The 14,796-nt window shown below is 63.6% G+C and carries 15 protein-coding genes; 11 read left to right on the forward strand and 4 right to left on the reverse strand.

The window, feature by feature from the left end; all coding sequences use genetic code 11:
• The coding region (locus EN949_RS23945; RefSeq protein WP_164782538.1) for an Mrp/NBP35 family ATP-binding protein at positions 1–919 on the reverse strand (919 nt) is incomplete at its 3' end.
• Between the two features lie 269 nt (positions 920–1,188).
• Between EN949_RS23945 and EN949_RS23950 the strand changes: the two genes are divergently transcribed.
• Positions 1,189–1,566 (forward strand): VOC family protein, encoded by a 378-nt coding sequence (locus EN949_RS23950; RefSeq protein ID WP_063169927.1) that lies wholly within the window; start codon positions 1,189–1,191, stop codon positions 1,564–1,566.
• An 11-nt stretch (positions 1,567–1,577) separates the two neighbouring features.
• Here the strand turns inward: EN949_RS23950 and EN949_RS23955 are convergent, their stop codons facing one another.
• Together EN949_RS23955 and EN949_RS23960 are read right to left on the reverse strand one after the other, a co-directional pair.
• Entirely contained in the window at positions 1,578–2,582 is a 1,005-nt protein-coding gene (locus tag EN949_RS23955) for an inorganic phosphate transporter (protein ID WP_013528008.1), read from the reverse strand.
• Positions 2,583–2,585: 3 nt separating this feature from the next.
• Entirely contained in the window at positions 2,586–3,227 is a 642-nt protein-coding gene (locus tag EN949_RS23960; protein ID WP_013528009.1) for a DUF47 domain-containing protein, read from the reverse strand.
• Between the two features lie 151 nt (positions 3,228–3,378).
• On the opposite strand from EN949_RS23960, the gene EN949_RS23965 reads away from it, so the two are divergent.
• The 10 genes from EN949_RS23965 (at position 3,379) to EN949_RS24010 (ending at position 13,628) form a co-directional block, all read left to right on the forward strand.
• A complete protein-coding gene (locus tag EN949_RS23965; protein WP_013528010.1) occupies positions 3,379–4,293 on the forward strand; it encodes a LysR family transcriptional regulator in 915 nt (304 codons plus the stop codon).
• 176 nt (positions 4,294–4,469) lie between these two features.
• Complete coding sequence (locus EN949_RS23970) at positions 4,470–4,949, forward strand: formate dehydrogenase subunit gamma (protein WP_023811689.1); 480 nt, start codon at positions 4,470–4,472, stop codon at positions 4,947–4,949.
• The gene (locus EN949_RS23975) at positions 4,946–6,502 is read left to right on the forward strand and encodes an NADH-quinone oxidoreductase subunit NuoF (protein ID WP_127365782.1); all 1,557 of its coding nucleotides are present in this window, start codon (positions 4,946–4,948) and stop codon (positions 6,500–6,502) included. The genes EN949_RS23970 and EN949_RS23975 overlap by 4 nt, the downstream gene beginning before the upstream one ends.
• Positions 6,503–6,512: 10 nt before the next feature.
• Positions 6,513–9,425 (forward strand): formate dehydrogenase subunit alpha, encoded by a 2,913-nt coding sequence (gene fdhF, locus EN949_RS23980; RefSeq protein ID WP_024503375.1) that lies wholly within the window; start codon positions 6,513–6,515, stop codon positions 9,423–9,425.
• Positions 9,426–9,427: 2 nt separating this feature from the next.
• Positions 9,428–10,258 (forward strand): formate dehydrogenase accessory sulfurtransferase FdhD, encoded by an 831-nt coding sequence (fdhD, locus tag EN949_RS23985; RefSeq protein ID WP_024503374.1) that lies wholly within the window; start codon positions 9,428–9,430, stop codon positions 10,256–10,258.
• Positions 10,248–10,559: a formate dehydrogenase subunit delta gene (locus EN949_RS23990; protein WP_013528015.1), complete on the forward strand. Its 312-nt coding sequence runs from the start codon at positions 10,248–10,250 to the stop codon at positions 10,557–10,559. Before fdhD ends, EN949_RS23990 begins: the two co-directional genes overlap by 11 nt.
• A 113-nt stretch (positions 10,560–10,672) precedes the next feature.
• A complete protein-coding gene (locus EN949_RS23995; protein ID WP_024503373.1) occupies positions 10,673–12,226 on the forward strand; it encodes an alpha/beta fold hydrolase in 1,554 nt (517 codons plus the stop codon).
• 110 nt (positions 12,227–12,336) lie between these two features.
• Positions 12,337–12,816 carry a carboxymuconolactone decarboxylase family protein gene (locus tag EN949_RS24000; protein WP_013528017.1) on the forward strand — a complete coding sequence of 160 codons (480 nt, stop codon included), beginning with the start codon at positions 12,337–12,339 and terminating at the stop codon, positions 12,814–12,816.
• A gap of 81 nt (positions 12,817–12,897) precedes the next feature.
• The gene (locus EN949_RS24005) at positions 12,898–13,260 is read left to right on the forward strand and encodes a nuclear transport factor 2 family protein (protein ID WP_024503372.1); all 363 of its coding nucleotides are present in this window, start codon (positions 12,898–12,900) and stop codon (positions 13,258–13,260) included.
• Positions 13,261–13,313: 53 nt separating this feature from the next.
• On the forward strand, positions 13,314–13,628 hold the full coding sequence (locus EN949_RS24010; RefSeq protein WP_013528019.1) for a hypothetical protein: 315 nt from the start codon (positions 13,314–13,316) through the stop codon (positions 13,626–13,628).
• Positions 13,629–13,802: 174 nt separating this feature from the next.
• Here the strand turns inward: EN949_RS24010 and EN949_RS24015 are convergent.
• Positions 13,803–14,796, reverse strand: a 994-nt coding sequence (locus EN949_RS24015; RefSeq protein WP_127371797.1) for an aldehyde dehydrogenase family protein, incomplete at its 5' end; no start/stop codon positions are given.

The following is a 14,796-nucleotide window of genomic DNA, read 5'->3' on the forward strand; positions in this document are numbered from 1 at the left end:
GGGCGATGAAATAGCTCATGTTCTCGACGATGCCGAGCAGCGGCACGTCGACCTTCTTGAACATGTTGAGGCCTTTTCGCGCGTCGATCAGGGCCAAGTCCTGCGGCGTCGAGACGATGACGGCGCCAGCCAGCGGCACCTGCTGGGCCATGGTCAGCTGCGCGTCGCCGGTGCCGGGCGGCATGTCGACGACGAGCACGTCGAGACGGCCCCATTCGACTTCACGCAGCATCTGCGTCAGTGCCGACATCACCATCGGGCCACGCCAGATCATCGGCGTTTCCTCGTCGACGAGGAAACCCATCGACATCACCTTCAGGCCGTAATTCTCCATCGGTTTCAGGATCTTGCCGTCGACGGTCTGCGGCCGGCCGTGGATGTTGAGCAGCCTTGGCATGGACGGGCCGTAGATGTCGGCATCGAGCACGCCGACGCGCAGGCCGTTGGCGGCGAGGCCGAGCGCGATGTTGACGGCGGTGGTCGACTTGCCGACGCCGCCCTTGCCGGAAGCAACGGCAATGATCCCCTCGATACCGGGTACGCCACGCTTGCCCGAGCTGTGCGAGGCCGGCGCGTGCGGAGCCGCACGCGGCGCGGCGGCAGCGGGCGCAGCCGGCGGAACGGGCCTGGGTGCGGGGCGCGACGGAACCGGCGCCTCCATGCCGCCGCCCTTCTTCTCGGCCGTCAGCGCGACGACGGCGCCGGCGACACCGGGGATCGCCTTGACGACACGCTCGGCAGCGGCGCGCAGCGGCTCCATTTCCTGGGCGCGGGCGGCGGGAACGGTAATCGAGAAGAAGACCTTCCCGTCGGCGATGAAAATTTCCGAAACCATGCCGAGGTCGACGATGTTGCCGGTGAAATCCGGTCCGTTGACCGTCTTCAGACGCTCGGTGACGATTTCCTTGGTGACGGACATGGCAGTTTTTCCTTACGCAGCTTGCGCCTGAGATGCAGCTTGCACCTGAGATAATGCAGTTTCCGGACAGAACCAAGCCGTGGAGCAATGGCTGTCATGGCGTGCCTGAAAAACCGGCGGGTCCTGCCGGATTTCATCCGCGCCAAACGTCCTCCAGATAAGCGAGCGCCGATGCGGCCAGCAATCAATCCAGCCGACAGTCGCCAAACGATCGCGGCGACCTATTTCAACGACCAGCACGGGACCGACAAGCCGAGAAGGAGGCGATTATGCTCGCAAACAGCAACGCAACGGCAAATCTGGCGGTAAGCGATCTGGCAAAGGCCAAGGCTTTCTACGAAGGAACGCTTGGCCTGAAACAGGTGCAGGATGAGGGGGGCGAACTGATCGTGTACAAAAGCGGCGATACCACCCTCAACGTCTATCATTCCCAATTTGCCGGAACCAACAAGGCGACAGCGGTGACCTGGATGGTTGGCGACGAGATCGGCAACATCGTCAAGGAGCTGAAGTCGAAGGGCGTCGCCTTCGAGCACTATCAGATGCCGGGCTTGACGCTGGAGGGCGATCTCCACGTCGGTTACGGAATGAAGGTTGCCTGGTTCAAGGATCCAGACGGCAACATCCTGAACCTTGTGGACAGGTAGATTTCTTCACCTCACCTCGCCAGGCCAACCGCGAGGTAGGTGAGCGCCGAAATCAAAGCGGTGGCCGGCAAGGTAACGATCCAGGCGATGACGATGTTGCCGGCAATGCCCCAGCGCACGGCCGAGACGCGGCGGGCGGCGCCGACGCCGATGATGGCGCCGGTGATGGTGTGGGTGGTCGATACGGGAACGCCGAGCCAGGTCGCCGCAAACAGCGTGATCGCCCCACCGGTTTCGGCGCAAAAACCCTGCATCGGGTTCAGCCGGGTTATCTTCGAGCCCATGGTGTGGACGATGCGCCAGCCGCCGAACAGGGTGCCGAGCGCCAGTGCCGACTGGCAAGTGAGGACCACCCACAGCGGCACGTAGAAAGTCGCGCCGAGCATGCCTTGCGAATAGAGCAGCACGGCGATGATGCCCATGGTCTTCTGGGCGTCATTGCCGCCGTGCCCGAGGGAATAGAGCGAGGCGGAAAAGAACTGCATGACGCGGAAGGTGCTGTCGACCGCAAACGGCGTCTGGCGCACGAAGAGCCACGAGACGACGAGAACCAGGACGAGCGCCAGGATAAAGCCCGTCGCTGGCGACAAGACGATTGCCGCGACCGTCTTGCCAAGCCCGGTCCAAACGATGGCGCCCACGCCTGCCTTCGCAACACCGGCGCCGACCAGGCCGCCGATCAGCGCATGCGAGCTGCTCGAAGGGATGCCGGCGATCCAGGTGACGATGTTCCAGACGATGGCGCCGACCAGGGCTGCAAAGATCACCGCCGGGGTGACGATGCTGACGTCGACGATGCCTTTGCCTACGGTCTCAGCAACGTGGAGGCCGAAGAACATGAAGGCGATGAAATTGAAGAATGCCGCCCACAGCACCGCATATTGCGGCCGCAGCACGCGGGTGGAAACGATGGTGGCGATGGAATTGGCGGCGTCGTGCAGGCCGTTGAGAAAGTCGAAGAACAGTGCGACGGCGACGAGGCCGGCCAGCACGGGAAAGGCAATGGTTGCTTCCATCACCTAGACATTCTCAATGACGATGCCGCTGATCTCGTTGGCGACGTCCTCGAAGCGGTCGACCACCTTTTCCAGTTGGCCATAAATCTCGCTTCCGATCATATAGGCCATCGGATCGCTGCTGCCGTGCTTCCTGAAGAGATCCTTCAGCCCTTGCTCGTGCAGGTCGTCGGCCCGGCTTTCGACGCGCATCACCTCTTCGGCGATGGCGTTGAGGCGCACAGTATGCGTTGCGACCTTGTTGAGCAGCGGGATCGCCTCGGCCACCAGCTTGGCGGCGGCGACGATGACGCCACCCATTTCCTGCATCAGCGGATCGAACTCCTTGCGCTCGAACAGCTTCACCGTCTTGACCGTCTTGTGCATCATATCGATGGCGTCATCCATCGACTGGATCAGGTCCTTGATGTCGCCGCGATCGAAAGGCGTGATGAAGGAGCGCCGTACAGCCAGCAGGACTTCCGCGGTGATGTGGTCGGCCTCATCTTCGAGATCGATGATTTTCTGGCACCAGAGATCGATATCCCTGCCCTGGAGAAGCTGCTCCAGCGCCTCGGCGCCGCCGACCACGGTGCGGGAATGTCGTTCGAACAGGTCGAAGAAGCGATCTTCGCGCGGCAAAAGCTTGCGGAACCAGCCCAGCATGGTCGATCTCCCAGTTTCATCCACATAGCGCCGCATTCAGCCGCGGGAAACAGGTAGCCGGCTTAAAGGTGTGGATGCAGGGCAATTGTGCGTGGCGCTTGCGGTAGAGCACAATTTCCCCGACCTTGCAGCGAACGACCGGAAAGATCACATGATCGACAAGCTGGAATTCTTCATCGCGCTCGCCAGGGAGGAGCATTTCGGCCGGGCGGCGGAGGTGTGCGGCGTCACGCAGCCGACGCTGTCGGCCGGCATCAAGCAGTTGGAAGGCCAGCTTGGCGTCATGCTGGTTCTGCGCGGCTCACGCTTCCAGGGGCTGACGCCGGAGGGAAAACAGGTGCTGGTGTGGGCACGCCGCATCGTCGGCGACACCAGGACCATGCGCGAGGAAATGCGCGCGGCGCGCCACGGACTTTCGGGCCGTATCCGCATCGCCGCCATCCCGACGGCGCTCGCCATGCTGCCGCGGCTGACGACGCCATTTCGCGAAAAGCATCCCGGCGTCACCTTTTCGGTGCTGTCGCGGACTTCGATCGAGGTGCTGTCGCTGCTCGGCAATTTCGACATCGATGCCGGCATCACCTATCTCGACAACGAGCCGCTGGGGCGGGTGACCAGCGTGCCGCTCTATGACGAGCGCTACCAACTGATCACCGCGATGGGAAATCCCTATTCCGACCGCGACAAAGTGACATGGGCGGAGCTCTCAAGCCTGCCGCTGTGCCTGTTGACGCCGGACATGCAGAACCGCCGCATCATCGACCAGCATCTGGCCGAAGCCGGCGTGCAGGTGCGACCGACGCTGGAATCCAATTCGATGATCGTGCTGTTTTCGCACATCCGCACCGGCAAATGGTCGTCGATCATGCCGCTCAACCTTGCGGAAACATTCGGCTTTTCCGAACCGATCCGGGCCATTCCAATCATCGAACCAGACGCCAGCCACACGGTCGGCCTGGTGGCGACACCGCGCGAACCGCACACACCTTTGGTCTCGGCGCTGCTGGACGAGGCAATGGCGCTGGCGGACGATTTCCATGCCAACCGTTCCGCTAGACAGGGTTAGTCAAACGGAACGATAGAAGATTTCTATCGTACAACGAAACCGCTTTATTGATTTCAGAGGTTTTCTCTGGTTTCTTAAGCACTTAGCGATAAAGCGGCACGCGCATGTCGTTGTTCCAAAACAGCTTGATGCTTTTGGCCGATATGCGTGGGTCGCTACGATAGGGAGGGCGCTGCATGACAATGCAGCCTGCAAGTACCGAGATTACGTCGCGCACGGCCGCGATCATCCAGGAGATGAAGGGGCTCGAAGGCCCTTTGCTGCCGATCCTCCACGGCATCCAGGAAGAGTTCGGCCATGTGCCCAAGGATGCGCTGCCGGTCATCGCCGAGGCGCTGAACATTTCCAGGGCCGAGGTGCACGGCGTCGTCAGCTTCTATCACGATTACCGAAGCCATCCGGCAGGCCGGCATGTGTTGAAGCTCTGCCAGGCGGAATCCTGCCAGTCCATGGGGTCGGATGCCATCGCCGCCAAGCTGAAGCAACTGCTGGGCATCGGCTTTCATGAAACGACCCGCGACGGTTCGGTGACGCTGGAGCCGGTCTACTGTCTCGGCCTGTGCGCCTGTTCGCCCGCCGCCATGCTCGATGGCGAGGTGATCGGACGGCTCGATGACGAGAAGCTCGACGAGATCGTTGCAGAGGTGCGCTCATGATCCCGCGTATCTACATTCCCGGCGATTCCGGTGCGCTGGCGCTTGGTGCCGAAAAGGTCGCCAAGGCGATCGCCGGCGAACTCGCCGAGCGCGGCATCGAGGCCAAGATCGTGCGCAATGGTTCGCGCGGCGCCTATTTCCTCGAACCGATGGTCGAAGTCGCTACAGCCAACGGCCGCATCGCCTACGGGCCGGTCAAACCGTCCGACGTCAAAAGCCTGTTCGACAGCGGCTTCCTTACCGGCGGCCATCATAAACGCTGGCTGGGCGCGCCGGACAAGATCCCCTTCCTGGCCAAGCAGACGCGGCTGACTTTCGCGCGCTGCGGCGTCACGGATCCGCTGTCGCTCGAATCCTACAAAAAACATGGCGGGTTGAATGGACTGATGAACGCGCTGGCGCTGACGCCTGCCGCCATCGTCGCAGAGGTGACCGAATCGGGCCTGCGCGGACGCGGCGGCGCCGGCTTCCCGACCGGCATCAAATGGAAGACGGTGCTCGATACAGCAGGCGACCGCAAATACATCGTCTGCAACGCCGATGAAGGCGACTCCGGCACTTTCGCCGACCGCATGATCATGGAGGGCGATCCCTTCGTGCTGATCGAAGGCATGACGATCGCCGGTATAGCCACGGGCGCGACCAAGGGCTTCGTCTATGTCCGCTCGGAATATCCGCATGCGGTGGCGGCGATGAACAAGGCCGTCGAGATCGCCCGCAAGGCCGGCGTTCTTGGCGCCAGCGTGCTGGGTTCCCCTCACGCGTTCGACATGGAGATCCGGGTCGGCGCCGGCGCCTATGTCTGCGGCGAAGAGACGGCGCTGCTCGATTCGCTCGAGGGCAAGCGCGGCATGGTGCGGGCAAAGCCGCCTCTGCCGGCACATAAGGGGCTGTTCGGCAAGCCGACGGTGATCAACAACGTCATCAGCCTAGCCTCTGTGCCCGTCATCATGGACAAGGGTGCGGCCTTCTACAAGGATTTCGGCATGGGCCGCTCGCGCGGCACGATCCCGGTCCAGATCGCCGGCAATGTCAAATTTGCAGGGCTGTTCGAAGCCGCTTTCGGCATGACGCTTGGCGAGATCGTCGACGAGATCGGCGGCGGCACGGCCACCGGCCGGCCGGTCAAGGCAGTGCAGGTCGGCGGACCGCTCGGCGCCTATTTCCCGCGCGCGCTGTTCGACACGCCATTCGACTATGAAGCCTTCGCGGCCAAGGACGGGCTGATCGGCCATGCCGGTATCGTGGTGTTCGACGACACCGCCGACATGCTGAAACAGGCGCGCTTCGCCATGGAATTCTGCGCCATCGAAAGCTGCGGCAAGTGCACGCCCTGCCGCATCGGCTCGACGCGCGGTGTCGAGACCATCGACAAACTCGCCGCGGGCATCGAGCCGGAGAACAACCTCGCTCTGGTCACCGACCTCTGCAACACGATGAAATTCGGCTCGCTCTGCGCGCTGGGCGGCTTCACGCCCTACCCTGTGATGAGCTCGATCACCCATTTCCCCGACGACTTCAAGCCCGCGCCCGTGCGCGTGGCTGCCGAATAGGAGCTGGCAGATGAACATCAAGGCCGACTTCCCATCCCTCGTCGAAGAGATCGACTACGGAACCCCGCAATCGAAGGCGCAGAAGCAGGTCACGCTGAACGTCGACGGGCGCAGCATCACCGTGCCGGAAGGCACCTCGATCATGCGTGCCGCGATGGAGGGCGGGGTCGAAATCCCGAAGCTCTGCGCCACCGACATGCTGGACTCCTTCGGTTCGTGCCGTGTCTGCCTTGTGGAGATCGAAGGACGCGGCGGCACGCCGGCATCCTGCACGACGCCTGTCGGCGAAGGCATGATCGTGCGCACGCAGACCGAGCGGCTCGATGCCATTCGCCGTGGCGTCATGGAGCTCTACGTCTCCGACCATCCGACCGGCTGGAACGAACAGGCCGGAACCGGCGCCAGCGAGTTCGACGCGGTGGCGAAGTCGATCGGCCTGACCGAGAACCGCTACGGCATCGAGGGCCGCAACCACGTCAAGCCGGAAGGTGGCGTGGCGCCCGGCCATGGCTCGCTGGCAGTCGATTACATCGCCCGCGACGAATCCAACCCCTATTTCACCTATGATGCCTCGCAATGCATCGTCTGCTCGCGCTGCGTGCGGGCGTGCGAAGAAGTGCAGGGCACGTTTGCGCTGACCATTGAGGGACGCGGCTTCGAATCCCGGGTTTCGGCGGGAATGCACGAGGCGTTCATCGATTCGGAATGCGTGTCCTGCGGCGCCTGCGTCCAGGCCTGCCCGACCGATGCGCTGCGTGAGAAGACGGTGCTTGCCAAGGGCCTGCCGGAGCGCTCGGCCGTCACCACCTGCGCCTATTGCGGCGTCGGCTGCTCGTTCAAGGCCGAGGTGAAGGGTGACGAAGTCGTTCGCATGATGCCCTACAAGGAGGGCAAGGCGAACCACGGCCATTCCTGCGTGAAGGGCCGTTTCGCCTATGGCTACGCCACCCACAAGGACCGCATCCTGTCGCCGATGATCCGCGAAAAGGTCACCGATCCGTGGCGCGAAGTAAGCTGGGAAGAGGCGATCGCCCATACCGCCAAGGAATTCCGCCGCATCCAGTACCAGTACGGACGCACCGCGATCGGCGGCATCACCTCGTCGCGCTGCACCAATGAGGAAACCTACCTCGTCCAGAAGATGGTGCGGCAGGGTTTCCGCAACAACAATGTCGACACCTGCGCACGCGTCTGCCATTCGCCGACGGGCTACGGGCTCGGCCAGACATATGGCACGTCTGCCGGCACGCAGGATTTCGATTCCGTCGACTTCACCGATGTCGCCGTCATCATCGGCGCCAATCCGGCTTCCGCTCACCCGGTGTTCGCCTCGCGGCTCAAGAAGCGGCTGCGCCAGGGCGCCAAGCTGATCGTGCTCGATCCGCGCCGCACCGAGATGGTCAAGTCGGCCCATATCGAAGCGGATTACCACCTGCCGCTGAAGCCCGGCACCAATGTGGCCGTGCTGACGGCGCTGGCGCATGTGATCGTCACCGAGGGCTTGTTCGACGAAGCCTTCATCCGCGAACGTTGCGACTGGACGGAGTTCCAGGATTGGGCATCGTTCGTCGCCTTGCCGGAAAACAGCCCCGAAACCGTCGGCAAATTGTCCGGCGTCGATCCCGAGCTGATCCGCGGGGCTGCGCGTCTCTACGCCACCGGCGGCAACGGCGCGATCTATTACGGCCTGGGCGTGACGGAACACAGCCAGGGTTCGACCACTGTGATGGCAATCGCCAATCTCGCCATGGCCACCGGCAATATCGGCCGGCCCGGCGTCGGCGTGAACCCGCTGCGCGGCCAGAACAACGTGCAGGGCTCCTGCGACATGGGCTCGTTCCCGCATGAGCTGCCCGGTTATCGCCACATCTCCGGCGAAGCCGTGCGCGATATCTACGAGACCTTGTGGGGCGTGAAGCTGGACGACGAACCCGGCCTGCGCATCCCCAACATGCTGGACGCCGCCGTCGACGGCAGCTTCAAGGGCATCTACATCCAGGGCGAAGACATTCTGCAGTCCGATCCCGACACCAAGCATGTCGCAGCCGGCCTTGCCGCGATGGAATGCGTCGTCGTGCACGACCTCTTCCTCAACGAGACGGCGAACTACGCCCATGTCTTCCTGCCGGGCTCGACCTTCCTGGAGAAGGACGGCACCTTCACCAACGCCGAGCGCCGCATCAACATGGTGCGCAAGGTTCTTGAGCCGAAGGCGCGCTACGCCGATTGGGAGGCGACGCAGGAGCTTGCCCGCGCGATCGGGCTGGACTGGAACTATAAGCATCCCTCCGAAATCATGGACGAGATCGCGATGACCACGCCGAGCTTCGCCGGCGTCTCCTTCGAGCTGCTCGACCGTGTCGGGTCCGTGCAATGGCCCTGCAACGAGAAGGCGCCGCTCGGCACCCCGATCATGCATATCGACGGGTTCGTGCGCGGCAAGGGCAAGTTCATCCGTACCGAATATGTGGCGACGGACGAAAGGACGGGGCCGCGCTTCCCGCTGCTGCTCACCACCGGCCGCATCCTGTCGCAGTACAATGTCGGCGCGCAGACCAGGCGCACCGATAACAGCATGTGGCATTCGGAGGACCGGCTGGAGATTCATCCGCACGATGCCGAGAACCGCGGCTTGCGCGACGGCGACTGGGTCCGGCTGACCAGCCGCTCGGGCGAGACGACGCTGCGCGCGCTGATCACCGACCGGGTGTCGCCCGGCGTGGTCTACACGACGTTCCACCATCCGGACACGCAGGCCAACGTGATCACCACCGACTTCTCCGACTGGGCGACCAACTGCCCGGAATACAAGGTGACGGCGGTGCAGGTCGGCGCCTCCAATGGGCCGTCGGAATGGCAGCGCGACTATGACGAGCAAGCCAAGCAGAGCCGGCGCATCGCGTCTTTGCAGGCGGCGGAGTAGCCTTGAGCGCGCGGCGCAAAGCCACGACGCAGGTATCGCGGCTGGCGCACCGCGCCAGCGGCACTGCTACGGCGAACCGCATGGTGCCGGAAGAGACGCCGGTGGCGTTCTCCTTTGCCGGCACCACGCATGCGGTGATGATGGCAAGCCCGGCCGATTTCGAGGATTTCGCGCTTGGCTTCTCGCTGACCGAGGGCATTGTAGCTGCGCCGGAGGAGATCGAAACCATCGAGGTCGAGGACCATGGCGCCGGCATCGACATCCAGATCCGGCTGAAGGACCGAGCCAACACGCGCTTCGAAGCGCGGCGGCGAAGGCTCGCGGGTCCGGTCGGCTGCGGGCTCTGCGGCATCGAATCGATCGAGGAAGCGATGCGTTCGGTCGATGCGGTTGGTGTGTCAAAGCTTACGCTTGATGCCAACGATATTGTCCGTTCGGTCAAGCTTTTGTCGAAAGTGCAGCCGCTGCACACCGAGACCGGAGCCGTGCACGCCGCCGGCTTCTATGTGCCCGGCAAGGGCATCGTCATGGCGCGCGAAGATGTCGGCCGTCACAATGCGCTCGACAAGCTGGCGGGTGCGCTGGCCAAAGCCGGCATCGAGGGCGCATCCGGTGCTGTCGTGGTGACATCCAGGGTTTCGGTCGAAATGGTGCAGAAGACGGCTTCTATCGGTTCGGCCTTCATCATCGCCGTCTCGGCGCCGACCGCCCTTGCCATCCGCACGGCGCAAGAGTCCGGCATGACGCTGGTGGCGCTGGTTCGCGGCGACGATTTTGATATTTTCACCCACCCCGACCGGGTGATTTGCGGAGTTGCCAAGCATGTCGCATGACGAAGAACACATTATGAGCACTGCCGAGAAGCTGGTGCGCATGGCAAACCAGATCGCCGACTTCTTCCATTCCAAGCCGCGCGAGGAAGGCATTGCCGGCGTCGCCGAGCACATCAACAAGTTCTGGGAGCCGAGGATGCGGCGGCAGTTCTTCGAAATGCTGGACGACGGCACCGGGAACTTCAACGAGTTGGTGGTGGCCGCCTCCGCCAGGATCAAGCGACCGATCACGCCGGCTGCGGCCGACCTCAAACTCGGGCTCAAGCCCTCCCCTGCCGACGTCGCCGCCTCGCAGGAATAGCCGCCAAGCCGCGCCAACTTACATTCACAATCGCTAAAGTTTAAGCTGCCGCAATCTGCGCTGTTCTGCTATGGTTTGACGACCAGAAATCGTCAGGCCGGGGTGGAAATCTCGTGAGGCCGATCGAGACGCGATACGCCTGTAGCGGCGATGTGCGGATCGCCTATCAGGTGGTCGGGCAGGGATCGTTCGATCTCGTCTTCGTGCCGGGCTTCATTTCCAACCTCGACCTGCACTGGGAAGACGAGGGCTACACCAGGCTCTTGAAGCGGCTTTCGGCGTTCTCTCGGCTGATCCTGTTCGACAAGCGCGGCACCGGCCTGTCCGACCGTGTCGACGCGCATAACCTGCCCAGTCTCGAGACGCGGATAGACGATGTGCGCGCGGTAATGGACGCCGCTGGCAGCGGCCGTGCGGCGCTGCTCGGCTCCTCCGAAGGCGCGCCGATGGCAATGCTGTTCGCCGCCACCTATCCGGAGCGGACACGGGCGCTGGCGCTCTATGGCGGCTATGCGCATTTCCACAAATGGGTGATGTCGCCCGAACGCCTCGACGCTTTCATCGAGATGGCGGAGACAGCCTGGGGCACTGGCGCCACGCTGCCCCATTTCGCGCCGAGCCGGGTCGACGACGCGCATTTCGCCCAGTGGTGGGCACGTTTCGAACGATTGTCGGCGAGCCCGACGGCGGCGGCGGCGCTGGCGCGCATGAACGCCGACGTCGACATCCGCCATATCCTGAGCGTGATCAGCGCGCCGACGCTTGTAATCCATCGCCGCAACGATGCGCGGGTCGACCCCGACGCCAGCCGCTTCCTTGCACAGAAGATCCCCGGCGCCCGACTGGTCGAGATTCCCGGACGCGACCATCCGATCTGGACCGGCGATGTCGATGGGGTGGCCGACCTGATCGAGGAATTCCTGACCGGCGAACGCGCCGTGGGCGAAGTAGACCGCGTGCTGGCCGCACTGCTGGTGACACGCATCTACGACACGGCACGGCTCGGCGACCGGATGTGGAGCGAACGCAGCCAACGCTTCCAGGAAACCTGGCGGCTGCTGGTCGGGCGCCATGGCGGGCGCTCTGTGGGCCTGCATGGCGAGTTGATGATTTCGCGCTTCGACGGCCCGGCACGCGCCATACGCTGCGCGGCAGCGCTGCGCGAGGCGGCGCAGGAAATCGGCGTGGCAAGCGCACAAGGGGCGCATGTCGGCGAGATCGAAGTGCGCGGTCCACCCGTTGGGACGACGGCGCGGGTGGCAATGCAACTGGCCGCCCATGCCGGCCGCGGCGACATTATCGCGTCGCGTCTGATCGCCGATCTGGCGGCTGGGTCGGGCCTGCATTTCACCGACGCCGGGCGCATCAGTGTCGACGAGCTGGAGCAGCCGCTGGCGCTGGTCCATGCGACGTCCGAACAGCATCTGGAACCCGCCTGCCGGCCCAAACCCAAGACCGCCGAGCCGGCCGCATTGACGGCGCGCGAAAGCGAGGTGGTGAGCCTCGTCGCCGACGGCAAGAGCAATGCCGCGATCGCCGCCGAATTGCGGCTGAGCGAACACACGGTCAAGCGCCATGTCGCCAACATACTGCTCAAGCTGGATCTGCCGTCGCGGGCGGCGGCGGCGGCGTTTTCGGCCAGGCACCCTGGCCCGCACGGGCCATGAGAGCCATGGCGCTTTCGGGCGAAGCGGCCATGGGCGGGTAAGCGCTATCAATTCTCTCCACGCAGGCTAGGCGGATGTCGCTGGAAAAGGCGCTGCGAACGGAGGAGGAAATGCTGAAGTCGAACCGGACACTCAAATTGCTTGTGATCGCTGCAAGCGTTGGCGCGTTGTTCGCCATCTCTCCCGCAAAGGCCGAGGACGCGTCCGCGGCGGCCGCCTACAAGGACATCGAGGCAACGCTCGGCTCGGTGCCGGACATGTTCAAGACCCTGCCGGATGTGGCCGTCGCCGGCGCCTGGGCCGAGATTAAGGGCGTGCAGCTCAACCCGAAGACGGCGCTTGACGGCAAGACCAAGGAACTTTTGGGCCTCGCCGTCGCGGCGCAGATCCCATGCCAGTACTGCATCTATTTCCACACCGAGGCGGCCAAGCTCAACGGCGCCAGCGACGAGGAGATCAAGGAGGCGGTGGCGATGTCCGCCATCGTGCGCCATTGGTCGACGATGCTCAACGGCAGCCAGGTCGATCTGACGACCTTCAAGAAGCAGACCGACGACGTATTCGCGGCCGTCAAGGCGAAGTCGCAGTAAGAACCACTGCCCGGCGATGAGCGCCGGACGGCACATCGACCATCAACCGCCCGGTCGGAAGACGGGCCAATGGAGGATGAAATGCTGACCAAGACCCAAACAGTGGACGGCGCCGCGATCAAGAAGGCGATCGAAACCCGTGACGGCAAGATGCTGTCGAGCTTCTATGCCGAAGACGCGCTGGTGCGGGTGATCGACCGCAACAACCCGCCGAGCAAGCCGCGTGAAATCCGCGGGCGCGCGGCGATCACCACATTCTGGGACGACATCTGCAGCCGGGCGATGACCCACAAGGTCGACACCACCATCGCCGACGGCGACAGCCTCGCCTTCACCCAGGCCTGCGCCTATCCGGACGGCACCAAGGTGTTCTGCGCAGCGATGCTGGAGCTGAAGAACGGTCGGATCGCAAGACAGACCGTCGTGCAGGCCTGGGACGAGTAGATCAACAACCGTGGATCAACCGCGGCCTGGGCCGCAACCTGGAGGAGAAGACGATGTTCAGCGCCAGATGGCAGATCGACGCCAAGTTCGGACACAAGCAGACCGTGCTCGACCTGTTGAAGAAATGGGAACGCGAGATCGGGTCACAGGTCGGCCTCGACGAGCTGGAATTCCAGATCATGACCGGTTCGATCGGCGCGCGGGAGGCGACGGTCGAGTCCCATCACCAGGTCGAAAGCCTGGCCCAGTTGGAGGCGTTCTTCGCCAAGATCGGCAAGATCGACGCGCACGCGAAATGGGGCAAGGAGATCGAGCCCTATGTCGTGTCTGGCACCAGCCTGTGGAATATCTATCGCATCGTGGAGTAGTGGTCTGCGGTCTTACCTCTCCTCTTGTGGGAGAGGTCGGATTGCCCCGATTTGTCCTTCACAAATCGGTTGGCAACCCGGGTGAGGGGTAAGCTGGCGTCAAGCTGGAACACCCCTCATCCGTCTCGGCGCTACGCGCCGATCCACCTTCTCCCACAAGGGGACAAGGCAAAACTAGCCATGCGCAACCATCACATGCCGCACGGCGGTGTAATCCTCCAGTGCGTAGAGCGACATGTCCTTGCCGTAGCCGGACTGCTTCAACCCGCCATGCGGCATCTCGTTGGTCAGCATGAAGTGGGTGTTGATCCAGGTGCAGCCATATTGCAGGCGGGCGGCCGTCGCCATGGCGCGCGAGACATCCTTGGTCCATACGGATGACGCCAGGCCGTAGTCGCTGTCATTGGCCCAGTTCACCGCCTCGTCGACTTCCGAAAAACGAGTAACCGAGACGACCGGGCCGAACACTTCGCGGCGCACGATCTCATCTTCCTGCAGCGCGCCGGCGACGACGGTCGGCTGGTAATAGAAGCCGGAGCCCTCGCCCGGCTTGCCGCCGGTGGTGATCTCGATGTGTTTCAGTTCCGAGGCGCGCTCGACGAAGCTCGAGACGCGGTCGCGCTGGCGGCGCGAGATCAGCGGGCCGATTTCGTTTTCGGTATCGTCGGGGCGGTCGTACTTGATGGTCGAGACGGCCGAGGAGAGATCGGCGACGAGCTTGTCGTAGATCTTCTTGCCGGCGTAGATGCGGCAGGCGGCGGTGCAGTCCTGGCCGGCATTGTAATAGCCGAAGGCACGCAGGCCGTTGACCACGGCGCCGAGGTCGGCGTCGTCGAAGACGATGACCGGCGCCTTGCCGCCGAGCTCGAGATGGGTGCGCTTGACCGACTTGGCGGCCGCCTGCAGCACCTTCTTGCCGGTGGCGACATCGCCGGTGATCGAGATCATGTTGACCTTGGGATGATTGATCAGCGTGTTGCCGACGCTGTCGCCGCGGCCGAGCACGACATTGACGACGCCTTCGGGCAGGATGTCCGCAAGGATTTTTGCCAGCTTCAGCGCCGTCAGCGGTGTCTGCTCGGACGGTTTGAAGACGACGGTGTTGCCGCCGGCGATCGCCGGCGGCAACGCCGTCGTCTTCAAACCGTCCGAGCAGACACCGCTGACG

The sequence above is a fragment of the Mesorhizobium sp. M7A.F.Ca.US.007.01.2.1 genome, from assembly GCF_003998165.1.
GTDB lineage: Bacteria > Pseudomonadota > Alphaproteobacteria > Rhizobiales > Rhizobiaceae > Mesorhizobium > Mesorhizobium ciceri.

Coding starts and splice junctions, on each gene's coding strand:
- EN949_RS23950 (WP_063169927.1), top strand. CDS start 1,189: ATGCTCGCAAACAGCAACGCAACGGCAAATCTGGCGGTAAGCGATCTG.
- EN949_RS23955 (WP_013528008.1), bottom strand. CDS start 2,582: ATGGAAGCAACCATTGCCTTTCCCGTGCTGGCCGGCCTCGTCGCCGTC.
- EN949_RS23960 (WP_013528009.1), bottom strand. CDS start 3,227: ATGCTGGGCTGGTTCCGCAAGCTTTTGCCGCGCGAAGATCGCTTCTTC.
- EN949_RS23965 (WP_013528010.1), top strand. CDS start 3,379: ATGATCGACAAGCTGGAATTCTTCATCGCGCTCGCCAGGGAGGAGCAT.
- EN949_RS23970 (WP_023811689.1), top strand. CDS start 4,470: ATGACAATGCAGCCTGCAAGTACCGAGATTACGTCGCGCACGGCCGCG.
- EN949_RS23975 (WP_127365782.1), top strand. CDS start 4,946: ATGATCCCGCGTATCTACATTCCCGGCGATTCCGGTGCGCTGGCGCTT.
- fdhF (WP_024503375.1), top strand. CDS start 6,513: ATGAACATCAAGGCCGACTTCCCATCCCTCGTCGAAGAGATCGACTAC.
- EN949_RS23990 (WP_013528015.1), top strand. CDS start 10,248: ATGTCGCATGACGAAGAACACATTATGAGCACTGCCGAGAAGCTGGTG.
- EN949_RS24000 (WP_013528017.1), top strand. CDS start 12,337: ATGCTGAAGTCGAACCGGACACTCAAATTGCTTGTGATCGCTGCAAGC.
- EN949_RS24005 (WP_024503372.1), top strand. CDS start 12,898: ATGCTGACCAAGACCCAAACAGTGGACGGCGCCGCGATCAAGAAGGCG.
- EN949_RS24010 (WP_013528019.1), top strand. CDS start 13,314: ATGTTCAGCGCCAGATGGCAGATCGACGCCAAGTTCGGACACAAGCAG.